We start from the raw sequence: 25,414 nt of genomic DNA on the forward strand, positions 1-25,414 counted from the left end.
TTGCCAACAAGAGGTCAAGTTCGCACAGTCGGCCTAACAGCGGTCACTTCCAGCCCAAGGAAACGCCTGGCCAGACGGTGGAAGGGGGCGACTGGACCGGTGGCGAGAAACTCGTGTCCCGGATCTTCGCCGGTATCCGCGCGGAGCATGTCCCGCTCGGTCAGCACCCGCACGACGTCCTTCGCCGTCTCCTCCGCGCTGGACACCAGCGTCACACTGTCACCCATCACGATCTGCAACACGCCGGTCAGCAACGGATAGTGCGTGCAGCCCAGGACCAGGGTGTCCACGTTCGCGCGCTGCAACGGCTCCAGGTAGCTCTGAGCCAGGCCAAGGATCTGACGGCCGGATGTGACGCCGCGCTCCACGAACTCCGCGAACCGGGGGCAGGGCGCGGCCGTGACCGTCACGTCTGTAACCGCCGCGAACGCGTCCTGGTACGCGCCTGAGCGGATCGTGCCGACGGTACCGATGACACCTATCCGCCCGCTCTTCGTACTGGCCACTGCGCGGCGCACGGCCGGCAACACGACCTCCACGACGGGGATCGAGTAACGCTCGCGTGCGTCGCGCAGGCACGCGGCGGACGCGGTGTTGCACGCGATGACCAACATCTTCACGCCGCTGTCGACGAGAGAGTCCATGATCGAAAGGGCGTACGCGCGCGCCTCTGCGATCGGCAACGGACCGTACGGCGTGTGTTCCGTGTCGCCGATGTATCTCAGTCGCTCGGCGGGCAGTTGCGCGCTGATGGCGCGGGCGACGGTGAGGCCGCCCACGCCGGAGTCGAAAACGCCGATCGGGTTGTCCGGGTGACTCAAGCCGTGATCTCCGGGGTGGCTGGGGATTTGACCTTGGCGCGGCCGGCCCTGGCGGTCAGCCACGCGGTAAGGATGCCAGCCAGTGCCCCGAACAGGTGACCCTGCCAGGAGATCTCCGGATTGCCCGGCAGCAGCCCGAGCAAGGTGCTGCCCCAGTACAGGAACAGGGCGACCGCGACCGCGAGCTGTTTGGCGCTGCGGCTGAAGATGCCGCGCACCAGCAGGAACGCCAGCCAGCCGAACGCGATGCCGGACGCGCCGATCGTGGTCACGTTCGACGGCGCCGTCAGCCACACGCCGATGCCGCTGACCAGCCAGATCGTCGCGGTCACGGCGATCCACTGGCCGATGCCGCCGGCCATGGCCAGGAACCCGAACACGAGCACCGGCACGCTGTTGCTGAACAGGTGGTCCCAGTTGGCGTGCAGCAGCGGCGCCCAGATCACGCCGTCCAGGCCGGACCAGCTCCGGGCGTGGATCCCCCAGTTGGTCAGGTGCAGCGCCGGGAACGTCACGCTGACCAGCTGGATCAGGTAGAGCAACGCGGTGAAGCCGCCGACCACGAACACCGCCTGTTTCGGATTGGGCGGCACGATCCGGTTCACCGGACCCGGGTCGGCGGGCTTGGCAGGCAGAGTGGTCACACTTCGAGGCTACGTTCCGCCCCGGCCTGCGGAAATCAGGTGAAACCCTGGGTTTTCACCGATTCCCGCCACGCCCGGCCAACCAGCCACGCGGCCAGGATCCCGCCGACCGCCCCGGACAGGTGCCCCTCCCAGGACACCCCTGGCTGGTTGGGCAGCACACCCCACAGCACGGTCCCGTACATCGCGAACACCGCGACGGCGATCAACACCTGCGGCACACTCCGCACGAACACGCCCCTGACCAGCAGAAACGTCAGGTACCCGAAGATCACGCCGGAGGCGCCGATGTGCACGCCGGCGTGGCCGATCAGGAACGTGCCGAACCCGCTGGCCAGCCAGATGATCGCGGTCACGCCGAGGAACTGGCCCATCCCGCCGCTGGTCGCGAGCAGCCCCAGGACCAGTAGGGGCAGCGCGTTGGCGAGCAGGTGGTCCCAGTTCGCGTGCAGCAGCGGCGCCCACAGGATGCCGTCCCACTGGTCCGGCGTCCGCGGCCAGATGCCGTGTGTGCTCAGGGCGCCGTCCGACATCGAGTTGACGACCTCGATGGCGAACAGCAACGCGACGAACGCACCGACCACCGTGATCGCCTGCAACGGCCTGTCCGGCAGCACCCGTCGGGCGGCCGGGACCGGAGGCTTCGGGGGCTTCGGCGGCTCCGTCGGGCCGGTTAATCCGATGGGATCCACAGGATGACACTATCGGGTTTGTGACGAAGGACTTCGACATCGCGGTCGAATCGACGGCTCGGCTCGGCGAGGGCCCCACGTGGGACGCGGCCACCGGAACCCTGATCTGGGTGGACATCCTGGGTTCCGCCGTGCACCGCTGGAACCCGGCCACCGGCGTCGACACCGCCATCGACACCCCCCAGCACGTCGGCGCGGCCAAACCCCGGTCCAACGGCGGCCTGGTGCTGAACCTGCGGGACGGGATCGCGATCGTCGAACCGTCCGGCGAGCGGCGCTGGCTCGTCTACTGGGCCCGCGAGGGCGTGCGCGGCAACGATGCGGGTGTGGACGCCGCGGGCCGCCTGTGGGCCGGGACGATGCGTTACGACACCGCGGACGGCGGCGGCTGGCTGGCCCGGATCGAACCGGACGGCACGGCCACGACCGCCCTGAAGCAGGTCACGATCAGCAACGGCGTCGGCTGGAGCCCGGACAACACCCTGATGTACTACGCCGACACCGCGACCGGCGTGATCGACGTGTTCGACTACGACCTCTCGTCCGGCGACGCTACGTCCCGGCGGCTGTTCGTGGCCGTCGACGGCGATCCCGACGGCCTCTGCGTGGACGTGGACGGCTGTGTCTGGTCGGCCATCTGGGGAGCCGGCGAGGTCCGCCGCTACACCCCTGAGGGCCGTCTCGACCGCACGATCACGTTCCCGGCACCGCACACCTCGGCGTGCTCGTTCGGCGGTCCAGGGCTCACCGACCTGTACGTCACGTCCGCCCGCGCCGGGCTCACCGACGCCGACCTGGCCGCGGACCCCCTGTCCGGCTCGCTGTTCGTGGTGCCCGACGCCGGCTCGGGCATGCCGTCAACGGTGTTCGCCGGCTGAGTACGTCCAGAAGTCCCGGAACAGCTTCGGCGGGACCGGGCTGTCGGCGGCGCGCTGGGTCATCAGGAGGGCGACCGTGCCGGTGCCCGGCGTGACGTGCGCGGACGTGCCCGTTCCGCCGACCCAGCCGTACCGTCCGGGCACGTTCCACGGGTCCCTGCGGGCGACGTCCACCGAGCCGCCGAAGCCCCAGCCCTGGCCTTCCAGGAACAACGTGCCGCCGTCCCGCTGGGCCTGGGTCAGGTGGTCGGCCAGCATCAGCCCGGTCGACTCGGCCGACAACAGCGTTCCGCCGCCGGCCAGCAGCATCCGGCCGAACGCGTGCCAGTCGTCCACGGTCGAGACCAGCCCGCCCGCGCCCGACGGGAACGCCGGCAGCCGGCTCCACTGCCCGTCCGGCGGGTCAGCGAGCTCAAGCCCGTCGTCAGTGGCCCGGTAGTAGCCGCAGAACCTGTCCAGCTTCCCAGCGGGCACAGCAAAGCCCGTGTCGGCCATGGCCAACGGCTCGAACACCCGCTCGGCCAGGAACTCCGGCAGCGACCGCCCGGTCACCCGGGAGACGAGCACACCCTGCAAGTCGGAACACGCGTTGTACAGCCACTGTTCGCCGGGCTGGAACACCATCGGGATGTCGGCGAGGACCGCCATCCACTCGTCCGGCGCGGGCGGCCTCTGCACCTCCCTACCGTCCCCCTGCAGCCGCTCGGCGATCAACTGGACCGCGGGCCAGTCGAACCGGTCCGGAAACCCGTACCCGGCCCGGGACGTGAGCAGGTCGAACACGGTGATCGGCCGGTTGGCCGGGACCACGTCGGCCACCGGACCCGCCGGCGTCCGCACCACCTTGGGAGACGCCAACTCGGGCAGCCACTTCGCCACGGGATCGTCGAGCGAGATCACACCGTCGTCCACCAGCACCATGACCGCGGCAGCGACGATCGGCTTGGTGATGGACGCGATCCGGAAGATCGTGTCCCGCGCCATCGGCGCGGTGCCCTCGACATCGACCGACCCGACAGCGGCCACCTCAACCTCGTCACCCCGCGCCACCAAAGCCACGGCACCAGGCACAAAGCCGTCGCTGACGGCCGATTCCAGCAGCCCCTGAAGCTCCATCACGCCCACCCTTCTCCTCGTCCGAAGGATGGACCACCACACCGGCGAAAACTCATCGGGCCTAGGCCCAGAGGTGGCCGTCCAGGCGTTCCGCGGCTTCGTCGAGGGAGCCGCTGTAGGCGCCGGTGGACAGGTATTTCCAGCCGCCGTCGGCCACGATGAACACGACGTCGGCCTCGGTGCCGGCGACCGCCGCCTTCTCCGCCGCGGCCAGTGCCGCGTGCAGGATCGCGCCCGTCGAGATGCCCGCGAAGATGCCCTCGCTCTCCAGCAGCTGCCGGGTCCGGCGCAGGGCGTCATAGGAGCCGACGGAATACCGCCCGGTCAGCACCGACGGGTCGTACAGCTCCGGCACGAAGCCCTCATCGAGGTTGCGCAGGCCGTACACCAGTTCGCCGTACCGGGGTTCGGCGGCGATGATCTGGACGCCGGGCTTCTGTTCACGCAGGTACCGGCCGACACCCACGAGCGTGCCCGTGGTGCCGAGGCCGGCCACGAAGTGCGTCACCGATGGCAGGTCACGCAGGATCTCCGGGCCGGTGCCCTGGTAGTGCGCGCGGACGTTGTCCTCGTTGCCGTACTGGTACAGCATCACCCAGTCGGTGTTCTGCTTGGCCAGTTCCTTGGCGCGCACCACCGCCTGGTTGGAGCCGCCGGCCGCCGGCGAGAACACGATCCGGGCGCCGTACGCCTGGAGCAGCTGCCGGCGCTCCTCGGACGTGTTCTCGGGCATCACGCAGACCAGGCCGTAGCCCTTGAGCTTCGCGGCCATGGCCAGCGCGATCCCGGTGTTGCCGGACGTGGGCTCCAGGATGGTGCAGCCCGGGGTGAGCCGGCCGGCGCGCTCGGCCGCGTCGATCATCGCCAGCGCGGGGCGGTCCTTGACCGAGCCGGTCGGGTTGCGGTCCTCCAGCTTCGCCCACAGGCGAACCCCGTTGCCCGGCGACAGCCGGGGCAGCCCGACCAGCGGCGTGTCGCCGAGGGCGTCGAGCAGTGACTCGTACCTGGCCACAGCCTCAGCCGCCGGCGACCGCGGGCAGGATCGTGACCGTGTCGCCGTCGGACACCTTTGCCTCGAGCCCGCCGGAGAACCGCACGTCCTCGTCGTTGACGTAGACGTTGACGAACCGGTGCAACGAGCCTTCCTTGACCAGCCGGGTCTTCAGGCCGCCGTGCCGGGCCTCCAGGTCGTCGATGACCTCGGCGACGGTGGCACCGGTCGCCTCGACGGCCTTCTCGCCGCCGGTGTGCGTGCGCAGGATGGTGGGGATGGAAACGGTCACAGCCATGGGAAACCTCCGGAATTGCCGAACAGGGGTGCGAGTGACTCAGTGCCGGTCGGGAACGTCGTCCGCGCCGGTGTGCGAGAACAGGTACGACTCGACGACCTCGACCGGCTCCTCGGTGACCTCGCCGGCCACGATCCGGTACGACCGCAGCTCGGTCTCCTCCGGATGCCGCGTGGACAGCAGCACGTAGTGCGCGCCCGGCTCGCCGGCCAGGTCGACGTCGGTACGGGACGGGTACGCCTCGGTCATCGTGTGCGAGTGGTAGATCACCACCGGCTCCTCGCCGTTGCCGTCCATCTCCCGCTTCAGCCGGATCTGCTCCATCGAGTCGAACTGGTAGAAGTTGGGCGACCTGGCGAAGTTGGTCATCGGGACGAACCGCTCCGGCCGATCCGACCCCTCCGGGCCGGGCAGCATGCCGCACGCCTCATCCGGGTGGTCACGCCTGGCGTGGGCGATCATCTCGTCCACTAGGTCTCGGCGGATCTGCAACACGACTCCATCCTAAAGGCTGGGTGAGCGGCTTCCAGTGGGTGAGACGGACCGCTCAGTCCGACGTCCGCGGGGCGCCCTGGAACGTCCGCTGCAACCAGGCGGACGCCATGTTGTCGTGCAGCGCGAGGCAGTACTTCGCCAGCACGCCGATGTCGGAGATCGAGCCAGGCTCCCCGGCGTGATCGTCGAGGAACCGGGGCAGGTGCGCCAGCGCGACGAACCGGGCGTCGAAATCGGCCTGGTCCAGCTCGCTCAGCGGGCGGTCCCAGGTCTCCAGCGCCCGCTGCACGGACCTGAGGACCTCGGCCCGCATGCCCGCTTCGTGCCTTGCCCGGAACTGGGCGGCGTACTCACCGTTCGGTGAAACCGGTCGGAACAGCCGAGCCACCGCGACCGGGCCGCCGACCTTGGTCAGCAGCATGCCGGCCAGCCGCCGTGGCTTGCCGCCGCGCAGGCTGTCGGCGAACACCTCCAAGGCGTGCAGCAGCCGCTGGGCCTCGTAGTTCATGTCGCGAACACCTCCGAATGCAACCCGAACACCTGCATCCGGGCGGCCAGCACCTCGGCGTCATGCTGGTCGGACAGATAGGCCACCGAAGCCATCTGCCCGCCTTCGAGTCGCGCCGGGATGTCCATCGCCTGGTCCAACGGGAGCCCGACCACCCGGTGCAGGACGAACGCGACTGTGGCCCCGGTGTTGATGTCGTCGTCCCGCAACACCACCTGCCATCCCCCTGTCATGCCGGAGATTATGGCCAGATGTCCCGGTACGCTGGGAGCTCCCCCAAGGTTCTGGCGGCCAGCACGCCGTGCACCATGGCGCGGGCGAACGTGTCCGCGGCGGCCGTGCACAGCCGGTCCAACGCGAACGGCCGGGGCTCGGGGAGCTCCTGGGCACCCGTGGCCAGCGCGAACACCGTGTCGCCGTCGAACATCGAGTGCGCCGGCCGGACCGATCGGGCCAGGCCGTCGTGCGCGGCGACCGCGAGCCGCTTGGCCTCGGCCTTGGACAGGCGGGCGTCCACTGCGACCACGCCGATGGTGGTGTTCAGCCGTCGGCGCGGGATGTTCGGCAACTCAGCGGCGCGGTGCGGCCACGGGCCGAACTCGCCGTCCTGTTCGAAATCCGCCCCGAACGGCACCCCGCTGCGCGCGTCAACGGCCTCGCCGACGGCGTTGGCCACCGCCAGCGCGCCCACAGTGAACTCGTCGACCTGCGCGCTGGCCGTACCCACGCCGCCTTTGAGCGAGCCGACCCGGGCACCTGTGCCGGCGCCGACGCTGCCCATCGGGATCTCGCGGACCGCGGCCTCGCAGGCCTCGTACCCGAACTCCGCTGTCGGGCGGTGGCCCCAGGCGTTCATCGGCAGGTCGAACAGCACGGCCGACGGCACGATCGGCACCACTTGGTGGTCCATCTCCCCCACCGGCAGCCCTGACTTGTGCTCTTCAAGCCAGCGCATCACACCGTCGGCCGCCGCAAGACCGTACGCGCTTCCGCCTGTCAGGCATATGGCGTTGACGTGCTGAACGAGGTTCTCGGGCAACAGTGCGTCCGTGTCACGCGTGCCGGGCGCGCCGCCTCGTGAGTCCACGGCGCCTACGGTCTGTGGCGGCGTGAGTACGACCGTTGTGCCCGTGGCCCAGCCGTCGCCGATGCGATGGTGGTGGCCGACCAAAAGCCCCTGGACGTCGGTGATCGCGTTCATGCCGTCATAGCGTGCACGAGTTCCGCCCGCACGCGCGTCCACCAGTGATCGCGGTCATAGCGACATGGCATGCACGAGCTCTTCCTGCACCAACGTCAACCAGTGGTACACCGGCAGGTGACCGCTTCGCGGGTCGTCGTCGGGCAGTTCGTCGGGCATGTTCTCGTCGACGTCCAACGCGGTCCCCAGGGCCAACCGGACGTCGTTCAGCGCGGACAGCCACGCGTCCGCCTGCTCCAGGTTCAGCCGCACCTCGCCCCCTTCGGGCGGGCACGTCGCCAGCACCACCCCAGCCACCCCGGTCTTCAGGTCCAGCAGCGTCGGCTCGTGCAGGGACCGCAGCGCCGCGGCCGAGTCGAGGTCCTCAGTGGCCGGTTTGTCGTCGTCCAGCCGGTGGAAGTCCGGCAGCAGGCGGGACAGGATCGGGTCGTCCGGGGCGGTGGACGGGCCGGTCCGGATCCCGGTCAGCTCGGTCAGCTCGTCCTGCGGGGCCTCCTCGGCGCGGGCCAGCAGCATGTCGCTGACCTGGCTGACCATCGCCCGCAGGACGGCCGCCTCCTGTCGTTCCATCTCGGTGACGATCTCGTCGCCCTCACGACGCCAGGGATTCACCCGGTGCGCTCCATCGTCGCCCACAGACCAGCCGCGTGCAGCCGCGCCACGTCCGCCTCCACCTTGTCCTTGTCGCCGGAGGACACTACGGCCTTGCCCTTGTGGTGCACGTCGAGCATCAGCTTGGTGGCCTTGTCCCGGGTGTAGCCGAACAGCTTCTGGAAAACGTACGTCACGTAGGACATCAGGTTGACCGGGTCGTTCCAGACGATCGTCTGCCACGGGTTGTCCTCAGCGCCCACCTCGGCCCCGTGGGTCTGTTCCAGCTCGACTGGCGTGGTCATACATCCATGGTCGCATGTCGGCCACCGGGGTGTTCGCCCCTGTTTGACGTTGCCGGGTGATCGCGGCTCGGCGGGGCGCCATAGGCTGACGTCTCATGAACATGCCCGACGACCGGGTGGCCGGGTCGACCATCAGCACAGCCCTGCTCACCGACCACTACGAGCTGACCATGCTGGCCGGTGCGCTGGCGGGCGGCACCGCGCAGCGCCCCTGTGTCTTCGAGGTGTTCGCCCGGCGCCTGCCGGACGGCCGACGGTACGGGCTGGTGGGCGGCGTCCAGCGGGTGCTCGACGCGATCGCGCGGTTCCGGTTCGGCGACGACGAGCTGGCCCAGCTGAGCGATGCGAACGTGGTGGACACGGAGACGCTGGACTGGCTGGCGGCGTACGAGTTCAGCGGCGACGTCGACGGCTACCCGGAGGGCGAGCTGTACTTCCCTGGCTCGCCGATCCTGACGGTCCGTGGCACGTTCGCCGAGGCGGTCGTGCTGGAGACGGTGGTGCTGTCGATCCTGAACCACGACAGCGCGATCCTCTCGGCCGCGGCGCGCATGGTCTCCGCGGCCAACGGTCGGCCGATCATCGAGATGGGTTCCCGCCGTACGCACGAAAACGCGGCCGTGGACAGCGCGCGGGCCGCGTACATCGCGGGCTTCGCGACAACGTCGAACCTGGAGGCGGGGCGCACCTACAACATCCCCACCGCGGGTACGTGCGCGCACGCGTTCACGTTGCTGCACGACTCCGAGCGCGAGGCTTTCCAGGCACAGATCGACAAGCTGGGCGTGGAAACGACCTTGCTGGTGGACACGTACGACATCACCGCGGGCATCAACACCGCCATCGAGATCGCCGGCCCGGCGCTCGGCGCTATCCGGATCGACTCCGGCGACGTGGGCGTGCTCGCCCGGCAAGCCCGTGAGCAACTGGACTCGTTGGGCGCCAAGGACACCCGGATCGTGGTGTCCGGCGACCTGGACGAGTACGCCATCGCGTCCCTGCGAGCCGAACCTGTCGACGCGTACGGCGTGGGGACGTCGCTGGTGACCGGCTCGGGTGCGCCGACCGCCGGCATGGTCTACAAGCTGGTCGAGGTGGGCGGGCGACCGGTCGCGAAACGCAGCTCCCACAAGGAGTCCCGCGGTGGCCGCAAGGGCGCGATGCGCAAGCACAAGCCGACCGGAACGGCGTTGGAGGAGGTCGTCTACCTCCCGGACCAGCAGTGGCCGCAGATGACCGACAACGACCGGGACCTGCAAGTGCCGTTCCTGCGCGGTGGACAACCGGTGGCCGACCCGCCCACCCTGGAGCAGTGCCGCAAGCGGGTGAAGCGAGGACTGGTCAGCCTGCCATGGGAAGGCCTCAAGCTCTCCCACGGCGAACCGGCCATCCCCACCGTTTTCGTGGACTAGGAGCAGCCAGATGGCACGCGCGCTGATCGTCGTGGACGTCCAGAACGACTTCTGTGAAGGGGGTTCGCTGGCCGTCACCGGCGGCGCCGCGGTCGCCGCCGCCATCAGCCGGCACATCGCGTCCTCCGCTTACGACGCCGTGGTGGCGACCCGCGACTACCACATCGACCCGGGCGCCCACTTCAGCGAGACACCGGACTATGTGGACAGCTGGCCGGTGCACTGCGTGGCCGGCACCGCGGGCGCGTCGTTCCACCCGGAGCTGGACGTGACCGGGATCGAAGCGGTGTTCTCCAAAGGCGCCCACGCCGCCGCGTACTCAGGTTTCGAAGGGTTCTCGACGGACGGCTCCTCGCTCGCGGACTGGCTGCGGGCGCGTTCGGTCACCGAGGTCGACGTGGTGGGCATCGCCACGGACCACTGCGTGCGCGCAACGGCCGTGGACGCGACGCGCGCCGGCCTGTCCACCCGTGTGCTGCTTGACCTGACCGCCGGGGTGGCTCAATCCACAGTGGACACCGCGCTGACACAGCTTCAGGACGCGGGCGCGGACCTGGTCGGGACTCCCCGCGTGGGCTAGCGCGCCCTGACCCTCAACTCCCAGCCGTTGGGACAACGGTCCCGAACCGGCGACGGGTGTCGCGGACGAAGGACTCGAACAGCGCCTTGTTGAGCGGAGCGCCCAGCTTCAGCGCTGTGCCCAGGCCATGGCGGGGTGTCAGCGCGAACGTCCACACCAACCGGCTGCCGGTGGGTGTCGGGGTGACCTGGTAGTCCTCGGCGAACGACGCGAACAAGGGCATGTTGGCCTGGACGACGTAGAACGAGTGCCGGCGCTGCTCGTCGTCCCAACGGAAGAAATGCTCCCGCATCCGAAGCACCTTCCCCACCTCGACCAAGCGCGCCACGCCCTCCCCGAACGGCGGGTCACCCAGGTAGCGGACGTCGGTCAGCATGCGGCACCACGACAGCGGCCGGGCGACGGTCAGGCCGTTCCACACTGTGCCGGCGTCGGCGGCGACGTCGATCCGGTAGGTGAACCGCTGGGGAGCGGTGTCGAAGTACGTCTCGTCCACACCCTGCAGCGGGAATCGGAGGCTCACCCTACCGGACAGTAGCAAAACACGGCCCGCGCGGCGACTCATGACTTTCGTGTCACGATCGGCCGTTCGGATTCGATTAGCGGGTGCAGACCCCCAACGGTCGGGAGGCGTGAGTGTCCGTCGACAAGCGTGCGTATTCAGTTCCGCGCAAGATCTTGATCACGATGGTGGTCGGCGCGCTCTTGTTCCCGCTGACGAACTTGCTGCTGGATTCGACGGCCACGAAGGTACTTGCCACTGTCGTCGTCGGCGCGGTGGTTCTCATCGTGCAGTTCCTGGTCGACCTGCAGCGACAGCTTCGGGCGATCGAGGGCACCCAGATCGAGCAGATCTCCGAGGTCAGGCGGGCCGTGGACGACACGTTCGCCAAGATCAGCCCGGCGACCGAACTGTTCGGCCAGGCCGAGGCCACCGGACTGACCGAACTGGTGGCGCGGGCCTCGGCGATCGATCGCGGTGGCTCATCGCTGGTATCGAGATTCGCGCAGGTCGAACTGCATCGGATGTCGTATTTCCTGAACGCGATGATCGAGCGGGAAGCTTTCTACGACGGGGAAGATCGCGAATGGCTGTTGGCACTGACCCGCAGCACCGACGCGTCCATCGACGCGATCAGCGTGCCCAAAGTGGACGCTGACGGTGCGGCAGTCGGCTTCTGGCGAACGGACCTTGGCCTCCGCTACCTTTCGCTGCAACACGAGGCGATCGTGCGAGGTGTGCGCGTCCGGCGGATCTTCGTACTTCAGCGGCCTGAACTGGTGAACGATCCCGACCTGCTGTCCGTGGTTCGCGCACAGGCAGAACTCGGCATTGATGTACGTGTGCTGCACCCGCCGGCCGCCGCTTCGGCGGCCAAGGTGATCCGTCATGACATCACCCTGTTCGACAACGCGTTGAGCTACGAGGTCGTTCCAGTGCCTGGTCTCAGCCACGAAAAGCCATTGATTCTGTACACGCGGTTGGCGATGCGCGAGGACGTGGTCAACAAACACATCGAGCGTTACCAGCAACTGTGGGCGACCGCGGTACCACCAGCAGCTGGAGACGATGGAGAATTCGGTACCGAGGTGACTGTCTACACCTCCGCGGACGACGGGGAGCCGCTTCGGGACGCCGTGGTCGAACTGCTTGACGTCGCTGGATTCGATGTCCACGAGCTGAGCGAGCCGGCCCGTGGCTCCTGGTTTCAGCGACTGTCCGTACGCCGACGTGACTCACGGGCGATGGAGAAACTCAGCGCGCTCGCGGGAAAGGTGGAACGTGCGGCCGAGCTGAAGTACATCGACGCTCCCCGGTCGGAAACCGACGAGCGAGAGGCGAAGGCGATAGCGAAGCTCGCGGACGCCATGGCCGGCGTGGACGAGGTGGTGATCCGCACCAGCCACGTGCTTTTCGTCAAAACCAGCGGCCGGCTGGTCTCCTGGGTACTCACGGAGAACGAGATCCGAATGCTCCACGAGAATCCACAGTTCATGCGGTCGCCCCACGACCTCATGGCGGCGCTCGACAAGGTCCGGTTCCTTCGGCACGAACCAGCCAGGGAACTCGCCCAGCCGCTCCGCTGCCCGACCTGTGGTCACAGCCCGGCGGAGGCCCAGGAACGATGGCGACTGCGGCGGGAGTTGACCATCGCCTGGCTGCATCCGAGTCCGGACTGCCCTGGCGAGGTGGTCGAGCGACGACACTGCCGACAGTGTCAGCCGCGGAGTGTCCAACCGGTTGTGTGCCCGCTGTGCGGGGACGGGCCGATGATCACCGGTGGTCTGGCCGACCACCCGCCCGGCGCGGTTCAGTCGTGGCTTCTTTCCCAGGGGTGGCACCAGTCGGCCGGGGGTGACCTGGTCTGTGCGGCTCACACGAGGGGAGTGCAGTAGACGCCGCCGACCACGAGTTCGCCGGTGATCGGGCCGGTGCCGGTCGGGGCGAAGACCACGTGCATCAGGTTCAGGGTGATGCTGCCGTCCGGCGGGTTCGGGGTGCCGATCTCGTTCAGGATGATCTTGGCGAGCGGTGGTTCGCTGGGGCGTTCGGACGGGATCATGACGGTGTAGTTGGGCGTGAGGTCCTGCGGGGCGGCCATGCCGACCAGGCCGGAGAACTCCATTCGCGCCACCGCGCCGCTGACTGTGGTGACGCAGGTGGCCATGAAGTCGCTGATCTGGATCCGGGGGCCGCCGTACCTGGGCAACACGTTCAGTTCGAAGCGTTTGCCGCTGGCCTGCGCGGTGATTCGGCCGTTGGCCGGGTCGGCCGTGCACTTGGTGGCGCCTTCGCCGAACTCGGCGACGCCCTGCAGCCTGATCAGCTGGTTCGCGTTCTGCACGTTCCCGCCGCTGGTCAGGCACTGCGCCACCGGTGGCTGGAGGATCCGCTTCGTCCCGCCGACGAGGATGTCGACCGAGCCCACCGAGGCCGTGCCGCTGCCTGTGGCCGCGGCAGCGGGCGCCGCCTGCACCACCAGGACGGCGGCAGCCAGCACACCAGCGATCCGCCTTCTCATAGCCCCTCATGATCCACCTGTTCGCGCAGGTCAACGACTTGAGAACAGCTGAACCACCCGGTCGGGTGTCGTGATCACCACACGTGCACACCGGTGAACGGCCGCTAACCTCCGATCACGGGATCAGTTGCCCAGGAGAAGAGGTAGCCGTGTCAGTTGTCCCCCTCCCCCGCCGGGCGGTGCTCGCCGACCTGGTTCCCGGCGCGCTCGTCCGGGACGCCGCGCTGGTCGTCGGCGGTGCCGTGCTGACCGGGTTGGTCGCCCAGGTCGCCATCCCGGTGCCCGGCACCCCGGTGCCGATCACCGGCCAGACGTTCGGGGCGCTGGTGGTCGGCGCGAGCCTGGGATGGCGCCGTGGTGCGCTGTCGATGCTGCTGTACGTGGTCGCGGGCGTGGCCGGGGTGCCGTGGTTCGCCGACGGCACGTCCGGCTGGCTTGGTGCGACCGGCGGGTACCTGGTCGGGTTCGCCGTGGCCGCGAGTCTGGTCGGCCTGCTGGCGAGCCGGGGCGGCGACCGGACGCCGCTGCGCACCGTCGGCACGATGGTGCTGGGCAACCTCGTCATCTACGCGATCGGCGTGCCGTGGCTGATGGCGTCAACCGGTTCCGGCCTGGCGACCGCCTTGGACCACGGCGTGGTGCCGTTCCTGATCGGCGACGGCATCAAAATCCTGCTCGCGGCCGGTGTCCTGCCGGGGGCGTGGGCGTTGGCGAACCGTCTGCGCTAGGACGACGCCGAAGATGATGAGGACCGCGCCCGACGCGGTGTTCCAGCCGACAGGTTCCTGCAGGAACACCGCGCCGAGCATGGTCGAGAACAACGGCGTCACGTAGGTGACGGTCGACGCGACCGTTGAGCCCGCGGCCCGGATGACCGTGAAGTTGAGCCGGTACGCCAGGCCCGTGCCGAGCGCGCCCATCACGACGAGCGCGGCGACCGCGCCCCACCCGGGCCACTGCGGAATCCCTTCGACAAGCGGCGCGACGAGTCCAAGGTGGACTGTCCCCCACGTGACCTGCGCGGCGGACAGGACCGTCGCGGACTCCGGCCGTCCCGCGAGGAACCGTCGGGTGTACGCGAACGCGGCGCCGTAGCAGGTCGTTGCCACCAGGCACGAGAGCGTGCCGATGAGCGGTCCCGACTCGACACCGTTCCACACACCAAGGACCACGAGGACCCCCAAGAACCCCGTGGCCATCCCGAAGAGCCGACGGGCGGACGGCCGTTCGTCAGGCAACAGCAAGAGCACGAACACGAGCGTCGCCAGCGGTGTGGTCGCATTCCACACACCCGCGAGCACCGAACTGATCTTCGTCTCGCCGAACGCGAACAGCGGGAACGGCACCGAGTTCAACAACAGGGCCACGACCGCCGTGTGTCCCCACACCTTCGGGTCCCGCGGCACCCGCTCGCGGCTCACCAGCACCATGCCCCACAGCGCCAGCGCGCCGAACAAGCAGCGGATCGCGCCCACCCACATCGGCGGTACGCCTGCCGTCACAGCGATCTTGATCAGCAGGAACGTCGATCCCCAGATGGTGGACAACACCAGGAACGCCGGTACCCATCGCTTGCTCATTGGCCGCACTTTTCCGGCACGCAGACGCGTTGTCTGGCGGCTTTCGGACACGAGGTTGACCACGCCAGGACCGCGGCCGCCGCGATCATCGAATCGTGCGTTCGCGCAGGACCCTGATGAGCTGGAACGCGAGCCCACATCCCAACGCGGCGGCGACGATGCTCGCCAGCCCGACCCGTATGTCGCCGTTGACGACAACGCCCGTAAGGCCCCAGTTTCCACAGGCGGCGGTGACAATGCCCGTCAACACCGTGAGAACCCAGAAGATCCACCGGACCACCTTGGTGGCGCCCAGCAACGTCAGGTAGGCGCCTGGCGCGAGCCCGAAGAACAAGCCGATGGCTATTCCCCCGGACCCGACGTCGCCGACACTCAGCACGTCGACACGCACCCGGCCGGTCTCGGCGAGCCAGCCGAGGCCGAGGCCACCGATCGAGAGCGTCGCGAAGGCCAGCGAACTGGTCATCGCCGCCCGCCGGCCGCCGACGCCCAGCACCAGGAACGCGGCGACCGCACCGAGCACCATGCCGGCGACCCCGCCGGCGTAACTGGGCCGGTGCAGGATGTCCGAGGCGAACCAAAAACCTGAAGTGCGCGCCAGGTAGCCGTTGTGGTTGAGGTCCACGACATCGCCGACATTCGCGTCCGCCGCCAGGACCAGGCCGCCGAGCACCCCGGCCAGCAGCAGGCCGGTGTCCCGGATCATGACGAGCGTTTCCCGGACCATCAGCCCGAATCCCGTCGGCGGGCGACGCGGCTCGTTCACCAGGTCCGGCTCCACGACGGTCGCCTGTGACAGCTCAAGCAAGGTGTTGTTCGGTCCGTGCCCCGGCGACGGAACGCCGACCAGCTCCGTGGTCCGCGACCGGGTTCCGCCCTCGTCGATCACCTCGGTCTTCGGCTCCGCTATCGGCGTCGGCTCGGAATCTCCTTGTCCGCCAATAAGTTCGGCGACTTCGGCGTGCTGGTTCGCGATCAGTTCGTGGATCTTCGGCGGCCACGGCTGGGCCGCCGGGCTGATCTGGCCGATCAGGTCCAGCAGCAGCTCCGGGGTGGGCCGCGCGGCCGGGTCCTTGGCCAGGCACAGTCGGGTGATCCGGCGCAGCCGCGCCGGTAACGCGCTCAGATCCGGCTCGGTGTGGGTGATGTCGGCCAGGATCCCGCGATCCGACGTGCCGGTGAACGCGTCCTTGCCGGTCGCGGCGACGACGAGGACCGAGCCGAGGGCGAACATGTCACTGGCCGGGGTGATGGGCGCGGCCTGCGCCTGCTCCGGCGACATGTACGCGGGCGACCCCACAACCGTGCCGATGTGGGTCAATGCCGTGCCGTCGTCCAAGGCTCGGGCGATGCCGAAGTCGATCACCCTGGGTCCGTCCGCGGCCAGCAACACGTTGGCGGGCTTCAGGTCCCGGTGGATCAGGCCGACCCGGTGGATCTCCGCCAAGGCGGTCGCCAGCCCCGCGGCCAGCCGCAGCACCGCGTCCTCCGGCAGCCCGCCCGTCTCGTCGACCGCCTGACGCAACGACGGCCCCGGCACGAACACCGACGCCAGCCATGGCACCGGCCCCTCGGTGTCGGCGTCGATCACCGCCGCCGTGTAAGCCCCGGACACCCGCCGCGACGCGGCCACTTCACGCCGGAACCGCGCGCGGAACCCTTCGTCGTCAACGAACTGCCGGTGCACCTGCTTGACGGCCACTAACCGGCCGTCCTGGGCGGACGCGAGCACCACCCGTCCCATCCCGCCACGCCCAAGCTCGGCGATGGCCCGATACCGCCCCAGCGTCTCGGACTCGGACACCCCCAACCGCCTCATGGCCCCACAGTCTGCCTCAGGACGTGACGACCGAGACGCCGAGCTTGGTGGCCGCCTCCTGGATCGGCTGGAAGAACGTGGTCCCGCCGGACGCACAGTCACCGACACCGCCCGACATGACCCCCTGCGCCTGCGTGCCGCTGACCACCGCACCACCCGAATCGCCCGGCTCAGCGCACACCGACATCCGCGACAAACCCCGCACAATCGACCCGTTGCCGTAATTCACCGTCTCATCCTGAGTGACGACCTCACCACAGGCGAAACCGGACGACGAACCCGACCGACACACCGACGCACCCAACGCCGCCGGCTCAGTACCGGTGACCACCACCGGACCACCGTCCCGAGTGTCCACAAAGGACGTCACCCGAGCATCCGAGTCAGTGATGTCAATCAGACCGAAATCGCCGTCCGCGTCGAACGTACCGCCGCTGACCCGGCCGAACTCCTGACCGTCAGCCAGCACCAAACTACCCTCCTGAGTACAGTGACCCGCCGTGATCACATGCCGGGTCCCATTCGGGCCGGTCGCCGAGAACCCCACCGAACACCGGGCATCACCAATAGTGAACCCACCACCACCAAGCACATCCGCGAACGTGCGCGGCACCTTGCTCGTCCACTCGACCCGAACCATGTCACCGACACCCCTGGCACGGGTGATGAACTCCTCCGCCGCCTGATCCTTCCGCGCCTCGATCACCACAGTGTTGGTCGGCGGGTCGACATACCACGACACCACCGACACAGGCGCCCGCTCACCAAACCGATCCAACCGCGTCTTCGCACCCTGCAGACCAAGCAGATTGTGCTCCACCAACCTCGGCTCCGCGCCCATCGCCCGCACCTCGTCCACCCTGGACCGGTCGATCACCCCGACGGTCAACCTGCGGGACGTACTGTCGAACCACGCCCCGGCATACGCCACACCCAGTTTCCGACGGATCCCAGCCAGCGCCCGATTCCCCACCGCCTGCTGTTTCGCCAGGTCACGGGCTTGCTGTGGGGTGAGCTGCTCGTCCCGCCGGAACCCCGGATCCAGCGCGGACGCGGCACCGACCGCGACAGTCTGCGTCTCCGCCGGAGGTCGCGGGGCAGCGGCCATCGCGGTGATGGCCGCCGCCACAGTCACACCGACAACCAGGCCGAGGAGGATCTTCCTGCTGATGACCGGGCGTGGTTCATCCACGCGGTGCGTCCCCATGGGAGTGCCTCCTCGTCTCCATTGCCTCATCAGGAGGTACGGACGGCACGGGGACAGCGGTTCAACTATTGAGCCTGGCCAGGGCGCCACGGACGACAGCGGGGTCGTACGTCGTCCAGAACGGCGGCAGCGAGGCCCGCAGGAACCCGCCGTACCGGGCAGTAGCCAGGCGCGAGTCGAGAATCGCGACGACACCTTTGTCGTCGTTCGACCGCAGCAGCCGGCCGGCTCCCTGCGCGAGCAAGAGCGCGGCGTGGGTCGCGGCCACCGTCAGGAAACCGTTCCCGCCTCGGGACTCGACCGCGCGCTGCCGGGCCGACGCGAGCGGGTCGTCCGGGCGGGGGAACGGGATCCGGTCCACCACGACCAGCTGCAGCGACTTGCCGGGCACGTCCACGCCCTGCCACAGCGACAGGGTCCCGAACAGGCACGTCGCCTCGTCCTCGGCGAACTTGCCGACCAGCAACGACGTCGAGTCCTCGCCCTGGCAGAGGATCGGGAACTCCAGCCGGTCCCGCAGCGCCTCGGTGGCCTGCTTGGCGGCCCGCATCGACGAGAACAGGCCCAGCGTGCGCCCGCCGGCCGCGTTGACCAGCCCTTCCAGCTCGTCCAGGAACGCCGGTTGCAGGCCGTCGCGGCCAGGTGGCGGCAGGTGCCGGGCCACGTACAGGATGCCGCTCTTGTCGTGGGTGAACGGCGACCCCACGTCGATGCCGGTCCAGCTCGGGGCGTCGTCGTCGGCCGGCGGCGCGATGTCCGTCGCCGTGCCCGCCGCCTTCTGCGGCGCGCTGCCCTCCACCGGCAGGCCCCATTGGCGTGCCAGCGTGTCGAACGAACCGCCGAGCGTGAGCGTCGCGGACGTCAGGACAGTCGTGCACTTCCCGAACAGACGCTCCCGCAGCAACCCCGCGACCCCCAAGGGTGCGACACGCAGTACGGGCGGCCGCGGACTGCCGTTGATGACGTCCGCGCTTATCCACACGACGTCACGGTCCTTATGGTCGAACGCTTCCAACGCGCGCACAGCCGTGTCGTGGATCTCTTCGAGCAACGCCAACGCCTGACGCCTTTGCGTCGTCGAGTCAACGTCCTGTGTGGACCGATCGGGGCCGAGCGCGGTGATGCACGAATGCGCCGCGTCCCGGGTCGCCTTCAGCACGGCCTCCAACGGCCGGGGCAACTCGTCCACGCGGCCCTGCGGCAGGCTTTCGAAGATCTCCCGGATGCCCTCGGTCGCCTCCTCAAGGCGATCCGCGATGTCCTCGCGAATCTGCCGGCCGCACCGCTTCACGGCCGCCGACACCATGCCCGCGGTCAACTCGGCCGTGGCCACCGACGTGACCCGGTCGACCAGCTCGTGCGCCTCGTCGATGATCACGACGTCGTGCTCGGGCAGCACCTGGTACCCCTGCAACGCGTCGATGGCCAGCAAAGCGTGGTTGGTGACGACCAGATCCGCGCGTCCGGCCTCGGCCCGCGCCTTCTCCGCGAAACAGTCCGTCCCAAAAGGACACTTGTCCTTGCCGAGACATTCCTTGGCGGTGACCGAAACCTGCCGCCACGCCTGGTCGGTGACCCCGGGCACCAACTCGTCCCGGTCACCGGTCTCCGTCTCCGACGACCAGTCGAACAACCGCTTCACGTTGCGCCCCAACGCGGACACCGCGAACGGATCGAACAGCATGTCGTCATCGGGCTCGTCCGGCGCGCCCGAGTCCAGCCGGTGCAGGCACAGATAGTTGCGCCGGCCCTTGAGGATCGCGAACGTCGGCTCCCGCCCCAACGCCCCCTTGAGCGCCCTGCCCAGGCGCGGCAGGTCCCGATCCACCAACTGCCGTTGCAACGCGATCGTCGCCGTCGACACCACCACCGTCTTGCCCGTCTCCACCGCGTGCCGCAACGCGGGCACGAGGTACGCCAACGACTTCCCGGTCCCGGTGCCGGCCTGAACCGCAAGATGACCGCCGGTCCTGATCGACGTCTGCACCGCCTCGGCCATGGTCACCTGCCCAGGCCGCTCCGCACCGCCCACCGCGTCGACAGCGGTGGCCAGCAGGTCAGGAACAGAGGGAAGGGTGACGGTCTCGGGCACACCGCGAACCTACCGGTCCACCCCGTCAATCCGGTTCAGGCCCGCCATTGGGCGAGGACGGTGACTGTGCCTGGGGCGATTTCGGTGAAGCCGGCGTCACGGACAGCGACGACTTGGCGGTCCTGCCAGGCGCCCGCGGGGTCGGGGCCGGGGTGCAACGTGTTCCACTGCTCACGGGTCGGGGTGCGGACCGCGGACTGGTAGCCGGTGGTGGACCAGGATTTGAGGTCCGGTTCGTCCAGGAGGGCGGCCAGGAGCATGCTGGCGTGGCCGACCTGGGCGGCCGCTTTGCCGGCGGTGAGGGGGACGGTGGGGTTGAGCCACAGTACGGGGACGCCGGGTGGGGCCGGGCCGGGGTCGTCCTGGGGGAGGTCGCTGCCGGAGATCTGCAGGCGGCCGATCTCCCTGGGGGTTTCCGTGACCAGGCCGGGGACCAGGGCACGGGCCGAGGCGTCGGCGACCGTCACGGTCACGCCGGGGAACTGTTGGGCGGCTTGCCAGTGGGCGCCGCGGGCTCGGCGGGACACCTTGCGGATGTGGCCGGCGATCCAGGCGGTCACCAAGGCGTGCCATTCGCCTTCGGGTTCGGCCCGTGGGTCGAGGCAGACCGCGAGGGCGGCGGTGGCGGCGGCCTCCAGCAGTGCGGTTCGGGCCGGCAGGTCCCGTTCGATCTGGAGGATCACGGGCATCGCTCGGACCAGCGAAGGGTCGGTTTCGACGTCGTTGGTCTGGTCGGCCGGCAACGCCAGCCAGGAGGCGTAGCGGGCGGCGAGCGGGGCGAGAACGTTGGTCATAGGCGGGGCGCTGTCATGCCGTCGGCGGCGTCGGCTGCTTCGACTTCGGCGCGGGTCACGCCGAGGATGAACAGCACGACGTCCAGGTACGGGTGGGACAGGGCGGTGTCCGCGACTTCGCGGAGGGCTGGTTTGGCGTTGAAGGCCACGCCAAGGCCGGCGGTGGACAGCATGTCGATGTCGTTGGCGCCGTCGCCCACGGCCACGGTCTGTGCCAGGGACACTTCGTACATGTCCGCGAAACGCCGCAACGCGGCGGCTTTCTCGGCGCGGTCCACGACTGGGCCGACCACCCGGCCGGTGAGCTTGCCGTCGACGACCTCCAGGGTGTTCGCCGCGCAGTAGTCCAGGCCGAGTTCGTCGACCAGGCGTTGGATCACCTGGGTGAAGCCGCCGGACACGACACCGCAGCGGAACCCGAGGCGTTTCAACGTCCGGACCGTGGTCCGCGCGCCGGCGGTGAGTTCCAGGTCGGCCGACACCTCGTCGATCACCGACTCGGGCAGCCCCGCCAACACCGCCACCCGGCGGTGCAGCGACTCGGCGAAGTCCAACTCGCCGGCCATGGCCGCCTCGGTGACCGCGCGGACCTCGTCCTCGCAGCCGGCTTTGGCCGCGAGCATCTCGATGACCTCGCCCTGGATCAACGTGGAGTCCACGTCGAACACGATCAGCCGCTTCGACCGCCTGGTCAGGCCCTCCCGCTCGACCGCGACGTCCAACCCCACCCGGGAGGCCACGTCGACCAGGGCGTTACGCAGCGCGGCGTCCGCCTCGGGGGTGTCGTCCGGGACGGAGACGTGCAGCTCCAGGCCGGTGACCGGGTAGTCGGCGACCCGGCGGATGGCGTCGATGTTGATGCCGAGCGCGGCGAGCCTGCGGGCCACCTCGGTGAACGACCGGGCGGTGACCGGGCGGCCCAGTACGACCACGGCGTGGGTGGAGCCGACCCGGGCCGGGGTGAGCGGGTCGGCGCCCACCTCGACGTCCACGTGCATACCCAGGCTCGCCATCGCCTGCTCGATCGTCTCCTGCAGGCCTTCGGGGTCGTGTGAGGTCCCCACCAGCGCGCCGAGCACGAGCTGGCCGCGGATCACGACCTGCTCGACGTCGAGCACGTCGACTCCGTGTCGGGTCAGCACCGCGAACAGGACCGACGACACGCCTGGCTTGTCGGGACCGGTGACGGTGATCAGTACAGGCGTGCTTGTCGGACCGGGCAAGGTAGGACCCTCCTCGGCGGCGGCGCGGTGTGCAGCTAGTCGGTCTCTTCCGCCTCAGTCTTCTCCGCGATGGCCACCGCTGACCCCTTTTTGTGAGGATCACCGCTCGCGTAGGCCTCCACCCGCAACCGATCGACCATGTGCGGGTAGTGCAGCTCGAACGCGGGACGCTCGGAGCGGATCCGGGGCAGCTCGGTGAAGTTGTGCCGCGGCGGCGGGGACGACGTGGCCCATTCGAGCGAGTTGCCGTAGCCCCACGGGTCGTCCGCGTCGGCGATCTGGCCGTAGCGGTAGCTCTTGAACACGTTCCAGATGAACGGAAGCGTGGACGCGCCCAGGATGTACGCGCCGATCGTGGAGATCGTGTTCAGCGTGGTGAACCCGTCGCTGGCCAGGTAGTCCGCGTACCGGCGGGGCATGCCTTCCGCGCCCAGCCAGTGCTGGACCAGGAAGGTCAGGTGGAAGCCGATGAACGTCGTCCAGAAATGGAGCTTGCCCAACGGCTCGTCCATGAACCGGCCGGTGATCTTCGGGAACCAGAAGTAGATGCCGGCGAACGTGGCGAACACGATCGTGCCGTAGAGCACGTAGTGGAAGTGCGCGACCACGAAGTACGTGTCCGACACGTGGAAGTCGATGGCGGGCGCGGCCAGGAGAATCCCGGTCAGCCCGCCGAACAGGAACGTGACCAGGAAGCCGATCGAGAACATCATCGGCGTCTCGAACGTCAGCTGGCCCTTCCACATGGTCAGGATCCAGTTGAAGAACTTCACGCCGGTGGGCACCGCGATCAGGAACGTCATGAACGAGAAGAACGGCAGCAGCACGGCGCCGGTCGCGTACATGTGGTGCGCCCAGACGGCAACGGACAGCGCGGCGATCGACAGCGTCGCGTACACCAGCGGCTTGTAGCCGAACAGCGGCTTGCGGCTGAACACCGGGATGATCTCGGAGATGATCCCGAAGAACGGTAGAGCGACGATATAGACCTCTGGATGGCCGAAGAACCAGAACAGATGTTGCCAGAGGATCACCCCGCCGCTGGCGGGATCGAAGACGTGTGCGCCTATGTGCCTGTCTGCTAGGAGCCCGAACAGGGCCGCGGTCAGGATCGGGAAGGCGATCAGCACGAGGATCGCGGTAATGAGAATGTTCCACGTGAAGATCGGCATCCGGAACATGGTCATGCCCGGTCCGCGCAGGCAGATCACCGTGGTGATCATGTTGACCGCGCCGAGGATGGTGCCGAGACCGGACACGATCAGACCGGAGATCCACAGGTCCGCGCCGACTCCCGGGGAGTGGATCTTGTCCGACAGCGGGGTGTAGGCGAACCAGCCGAAGTCGGCGGCGCCACCCGGCGTAAGGAAGCCCGACAGGACGATGAGCCCGCCGAACAGGTACAGCCAGTACGAGAACGCGTTCAACCGCGGGAACGCCACGTCCGGCGAGCCGATCTGCAGCGGCAGCACGAAGTTCGCGAACCCGAACAGGATCGGCGTCGCGTACAGCAACAGCATGATCGTGCCGTGCATGGTGAACAGCTGGTTGTACTGCTCCTGCGACAGGAACTGCTGCCCCGGCACGGCCAGCTCGGTCCGGATCAGCATCGCCATCGCGCCGCCCACCATGAAGAAGGCGAACGCGGTGACCAGGTACATGATCCCGATCTGCTTGTGGTCCGTCGTGCGGAACAACCGCAGGAGGTACGAACCCTTGACCGTCTCCCGCGCCGGGAACGGTCGCGTCGCGATCGGCTTGGGGGCTACCGCCGTCACTCCGTGCCTCCACTGGTGGTTCTTGCCTGGCAGATGCCTCTGGATACTATCCCCCGCTACATATGCCGGGCACGTGCGGGCGGCCAACCGTATCCGCCCAGGTCAGGACCGGTTCAGGCGGGCACTACGGCGTATTGCCGCAGGCAGAGGTCGGTGTAGGTGACCGGCCCGCGCGGTCCGGGCACCTTGTCGATGTTGATGCCGGTCTCGGGCACGGCGAGCAGTTTGAACCCGTCCAGCAGCCGGGTCGTGGCGTTCCAGAACACGCCTGTGCCCGTGTAGGTGTCCATGAACACGTTGGCCACGGCCTCGTCCTCGGTCACGATGCCCGCCGCGAGGCCGGAGGTCTCCTCGTTGGCCAACTGGGCGGCCTGGGCGGCGCCGTCGACGGGCGACACGGTCACGGTCGCCTCGTGCGCGGAGTCCAGGGCCCACTCGTAGCCGATGGCGTGGTCGTACGGCGGCAGCGAGGGCCGTACACCGGCTTTGTCCAGGGTCTCCAGGACGTTCGGCAGCACGTCGTCGTAGATGGCGGAGTCGACGAGCAGCAGGTTGAGGCGGTTGCAGACGCCGAGCCGGTCCAGGCTCCGGCTGACCAGGTCGTACGCCTTGTCCAGGTCCGCACTCGCGTCGATGTAGAGGACGCCGCCGCCGTCCGCGTGCGCCAACGTGCGCACGCCGTGTTTCGCGGCCTCAAAGCCCAGCTCACGGGTGCTTTCACCGCTGCCGCGCAGGATCACCAACGGGATCAGGTCGGGAAACCGGACCAACGCGGACGCCGCTTTCCGGTCGGCGCTGGGGACCAGTTGGATGGCGGCCGGGTCGATGCCGGCCTCCGCCAACGCGGGCGCGATGGCCTCGGTGGCCAGGGCGGTCGCCGACCGCAACGCGGCCGACCCGGTCCGCAGCACCCCGGCGTTGCGGGACTTGACCAGCTGGGACGCCACGTCCACGGTCACGTTCGGCCGCGCCTCGTAGTTGGCGCCGAGCACGCCGACCGGACGGCGGCGTTCGACCAGCCGCAGGCCGTCCGGCAGGTCCCGGACCGGGGTCTCGCGGACCGGGTGCGGCACGTCGGCGAGCAGCTCCAACGAGTCGGCCATGGTGTTCAGCCGGGCCTCGCTGATGGTGAGCCGGTCCAGCAGGCCGTCGCTCATCCCGTCGGCCCGCGCGGCGGCGATGTCCCGGAGGTTCGCCCGCAGGATCTCCTCGGACCGGGCCCGCAGCAGTTGCGCCATACCGACCAGGGCGGCGTCGATGGCCGCTTCGGACGCGGTGGCCAGCGAGGGAGCCGCCTGCTTCGCCGCCCGTGCGCAGGCCTCGACAACGTCGTCGACCACCGTGGATTTCCTCTCGAATCAATCTG

At 68.9% G+C, this 25,414-nt stretch carries 26 protein-coding genes and 1 pseudogene; 5 read left to right on the top strand and 22 right to left on the bottom strand.

From position 1 onward, the window contains the following. Positions 1 to 14: 14 nt before the first annotated feature. The 3 genes from murI to EV192_RS12040 are packed head-to-tail and all read right to left on the bottom strand — an operon-like array spanning position 15 to position 2,157. Positions 15 to 821 (bottom strand): glutamate racemase, encoded by an 807-nt coding sequence (murI, locus tag EV192_RS12030; protein WP_132114383.1) that lies wholly within the window; start codon positions 819 to 821, stop codon positions 15 to 17. Further along, positions 818 to 1,465 (bottom strand): rhomboid family intramembrane serine protease, encoded by a 648-nt coding sequence (locus EV192_RS12035; RefSeq protein WP_132114385.1) that lies wholly within the window; start codon positions 1,463 to 1,465, stop codon positions 818 to 820. Before EV192_RS12035 ends, murI begins: the two co-directional genes overlap by 4 nt. A gap of 35 nt (positions 1,466 to 1,500) precedes the next feature. Next, positions 1,501 to 2,157 (bottom strand): rhomboid family intramembrane serine protease, encoded by a 657-nt coding sequence (locus EV192_RS12040; RefSeq protein ID WP_243726787.1) that lies wholly within the window; start codon positions 2,155 to 2,157, stop codon positions 1,501 to 1,503. Positions 2,158 to 2,177: 20 nt separating this feature from the next. On the opposite strand from EV192_RS12040, the gene EV192_RS12045 reads away from it, so the two are divergent. Continuing rightward, on the top strand, positions 2,178 to 3,035 hold the full coding sequence (locus tag EV192_RS12045) for an SMP-30/gluconolactonase/LRE family protein (RefSeq protein WP_132114387.1): 858 nt from the start codon (positions 2,178 to 2,180) through the stop codon (positions 3,033 to 3,035). On the opposite strand, the gene EV192_RS12050 is transcribed toward EV192_RS12045, so the two are convergent. From EV192_RS12050 to clpS, 9 genes are all read right to left on the bottom strand, one after another. Further along, complete coding sequence (locus tag EV192_RS12050; RefSeq protein WP_132114389.1) at positions 3,015 to 4,151, bottom strand: serine hydrolase domain-containing protein; 1,137 nt, start codon at positions 4,149 to 4,151, stop codon at positions 3,015 to 3,017. The genes EV192_RS12045 and EV192_RS12050 overlap by 21 nt on opposite strands. 61 nt (positions 4,152 to 4,212) lie before the next feature. After that, entirely contained in the window at positions 4,213 to 5,163 is a 951-nt protein-coding gene (locus EV192_RS12055) for a PLP-dependent cysteine synthase family protein (RefSeq protein ID WP_132114391.1), read from the bottom strand. 4 nt (positions 5,164 to 5,167) lie between these two features. Further along, positions 5,168 to 5,440, bottom strand: a complete 273-nt coding sequence (locus tag EV192_RS12060; RefSeq protein ID WP_132114393.1) for a MoaD/ThiS family protein — start codon at positions 5,438 to 5,440, stop codon at positions 5,168 to 5,170. A gap of 39 nt (positions 5,441 to 5,479) precedes the next feature. Next, entirely contained in the window at positions 5,480 to 5,935 is a 456-nt protein-coding gene (locus EV192_RS12065) for a M67 family metallopeptidase (RefSeq protein WP_132114395.1), read from the bottom strand. Positions 5,936 to 5,987: 52 nt separating this feature from the next. Beyond that, entirely contained in the window at positions 5,988 to 6,443 is a 456-nt protein-coding gene (locus EV192_RS12070) for a hypothetical protein (protein WP_132114397.1), read from the bottom strand. Beyond that, positions 6,440 to 6,676: an ATP-dependent Clp protease adaptor ClpS gene (locus EV192_RS12075; RefSeq protein ID WP_132114399.1), complete on the bottom strand. Its 237-nt coding sequence runs from the start codon at positions 6,674 to 6,676 to the stop codon at positions 6,440 to 6,442. The genes EV192_RS12070 and EV192_RS12075 overlap by 4 nt, the downstream gene beginning before the upstream one ends. Positions 6,677 to 6,684: 8 nt before the next feature. Continuing rightward, positions 6,685 to 7,644 carry a P1 family peptidase gene (locus EV192_RS12080; protein ID WP_132114401.1) on the bottom strand — a complete coding sequence of 320 codons (960 nt, stop codon included), beginning with the start codon at positions 7,642 to 7,644 and terminating at the stop codon, positions 6,685 to 6,687. A 54-nt stretch (positions 7,645 to 7,698) separates the two neighbouring features. Beyond that, the gene (locus tag EV192_RS12085) at positions 7,699 to 8,256 is read right to left on the bottom strand and encodes a DUF2017 domain-containing protein (RefSeq protein WP_132114403.1); all 558 of its coding nucleotides are present in this window, start codon (positions 8,254 to 8,256) and stop codon (positions 7,699 to 7,701) included. Next, a complete protein-coding gene (clpS, locus tag EV192_RS12090; RefSeq protein WP_132114405.1) occupies positions 8,253 to 8,540 on the bottom strand; it encodes an ATP-dependent Clp protease adapter ClpS in 288 nt (95 codons plus the stop codon). Before clpS ends, EV192_RS12085 begins: the two co-directional genes overlap by 4 nt. A gap of 101 nt (positions 8,541 to 8,641) precedes the next feature. On the opposite strand from clpS, the gene EV192_RS12095 reads away from it, so the two are divergent. Together EV192_RS12095 and EV192_RS12100 are read left to right on the top strand one after the other, a co-directional pair. Beyond that, the gene (locus tag EV192_RS12095) at positions 8,642 to 9,952 is read left to right on the top strand and encodes a nicotinate phosphoribosyltransferase (protein WP_132115309.1); all 1,311 of its coding nucleotides are present in this window, start codon (positions 8,642 to 8,644) and stop codon (positions 9,950 to 9,952) included. 10 nt (positions 9,953 to 9,962) lie between these two features. After that, positions 9,963 to 10,532 carry an isochorismatase family protein gene (locus EV192_RS12100; protein ID WP_132114407.1) on the top strand — a complete coding sequence of 190 codons (570 nt, stop codon included), beginning with the start codon at positions 9,963 to 9,965 and terminating at the stop codon, positions 10,530 to 10,532. A gap of 13 nt (positions 10,533 to 10,545) precedes the next feature. Here EV192_RS12100 and EV192_RS12105 read toward each other — a convergent pair whose 3' ends face one another. Further along, positions 10,546 to 11,055: an SRPBCC family protein gene (locus EV192_RS12105; RefSeq protein ID WP_207925992.1), complete on the bottom strand. Its 510-nt coding sequence runs from the start codon at positions 11,053 to 11,055 to the stop codon at positions 10,546 to 10,548. Between the two features lie 113 nt (positions 11,056 to 11,168). Here EV192_RS12105 and EV192_RS12110 point away from each other — a divergent pair, with 113 nt between their 5' ends. Beyond that, the gene (locus EV192_RS12110; protein ID WP_132114411.1) at positions 11,169 to 12,929 is read left to right on the top strand and encodes a DUF6879 family protein; all 1,761 of its coding nucleotides are present in this window, start codon (positions 11,169 to 11,171) and stop codon (positions 12,927 to 12,929) included. Here EV192_RS12110 and EV192_RS12115 read toward each other — a convergent pair. After that, complete coding sequence (locus EV192_RS12115) at positions 12,908 to 13,555, bottom strand: choice-of-anchor P family protein (RefSeq protein ID WP_132114413.1); 648 nt, start codon at positions 13,553 to 13,555, stop codon at positions 12,908 to 12,910. The genes EV192_RS12110 and EV192_RS12115 overlap by 22 nt on opposite strands. Before the next feature lie 149 nt (positions 13,556 to 13,704). Between EV192_RS12115 and EV192_RS12120 the strand changes: the two genes are divergently transcribed. Then, positions 13,705 to 14,283 (top strand): biotin transporter BioY, encoded by a 579-nt coding sequence (locus tag EV192_RS12120; protein ID WP_243726788.1) that lies wholly within the window; start codon positions 13,705 to 13,707, stop codon positions 14,281 to 14,283. A gap of 9 nt (positions 14,284 to 14,292) precedes the next feature. Here EV192_RS12120 and EV192_RS12125 read toward each other — a convergent pair. From EV192_RS12125 to EV192_RS12160, 8 genes and pseudogenes are all read right to left on the bottom strand, one after another. Further along, positions 14,293 to 15,135 (bottom strand): annotated as a pseudogene (locus EV192_RS12125) (DMT family transporter); the annotation flags it as partial. A gap of 85 nt (positions 15,136 to 15,220) precedes the next feature. Further along, positions 15,221 to 16,954: a serine/threonine-protein kinase gene (locus EV192_RS12130; protein WP_132114415.1), complete on the bottom strand. Its 1,734-nt coding sequence runs from the start codon at positions 16,952 to 16,954 to the stop codon at positions 15,221 to 15,223. A 16-nt stretch (positions 16,955 to 16,970) separates the two neighbouring features. Continuing rightward, complete coding sequence (locus tag EV192_RS12135; protein WP_165960347.1) at positions 16,971 to 18,146, bottom strand: S1 family peptidase; 1,176 nt, start codon at positions 18,144 to 18,146, stop codon at positions 16,971 to 16,973. A 76-nt stretch (positions 18,147 to 18,222) separates the two neighbouring features. Further along, a complete protein-coding gene (locus EV192_RS12140; protein WP_207925993.1) occupies positions 18,223 to 20,253 on the bottom strand; it encodes an ATP-dependent DNA helicase in 2,031 nt (676 codons plus the stop codon). Between the two features lie 35 nt (positions 20,254 to 20,288). After that, on the bottom strand, positions 20,289 to 21,047 hold the full coding sequence (locus EV192_RS12145; protein ID WP_132114419.1) for a peptidyl-tRNA hydrolase: 759 nt from the start codon (positions 21,045 to 21,047) through the stop codon (positions 20,289 to 20,291). Continuing rightward, positions 21,044 to 22,270, bottom strand: a complete 1,227-nt coding sequence (gene serB / locus EV192_RS12150) for a phosphoserine phosphatase SerB (RefSeq protein WP_132114421.1) — start codon at positions 22,268 to 22,270, stop codon at positions 21,044 to 21,046. The genes EV192_RS12145 and serB overlap by 4 nt, the downstream gene beginning before the upstream one ends. A gap of 35 nt (positions 22,271 to 22,305) precedes the next feature. Further along, a complete protein-coding gene (gene ctaD, locus EV192_RS12155) occupies positions 22,306 to 24,048 on the bottom strand; it encodes an aa3-type cytochrome oxidase subunit I (protein WP_132114423.1) in 1,743 nt (580 codons plus the stop codon). Between the two features lie 113 nt (positions 24,049 to 24,161). Next, positions 24,162 to 25,388 (bottom strand): aldehyde dehydrogenase family protein, encoded by a 1,227-nt coding sequence (locus tag EV192_RS12160; RefSeq protein ID WP_132114425.1) that lies wholly within the window; start codon positions 25,386 to 25,388, stop codon positions 24,162 to 24,164. Between the last annotated feature and the right edge of the window lie 26 nt (positions 25,389 to 25,414).

Source organism: Actinocrispum wychmicini (assembly GCF_004345645.1).
Taxonomy (GTDB): Bacteria; Actinomycetota; Actinomycetes; order Mycobacteriales; family Pseudonocardiaceae; genus Kibdelosporangium; species Kibdelosporangium wychmicini.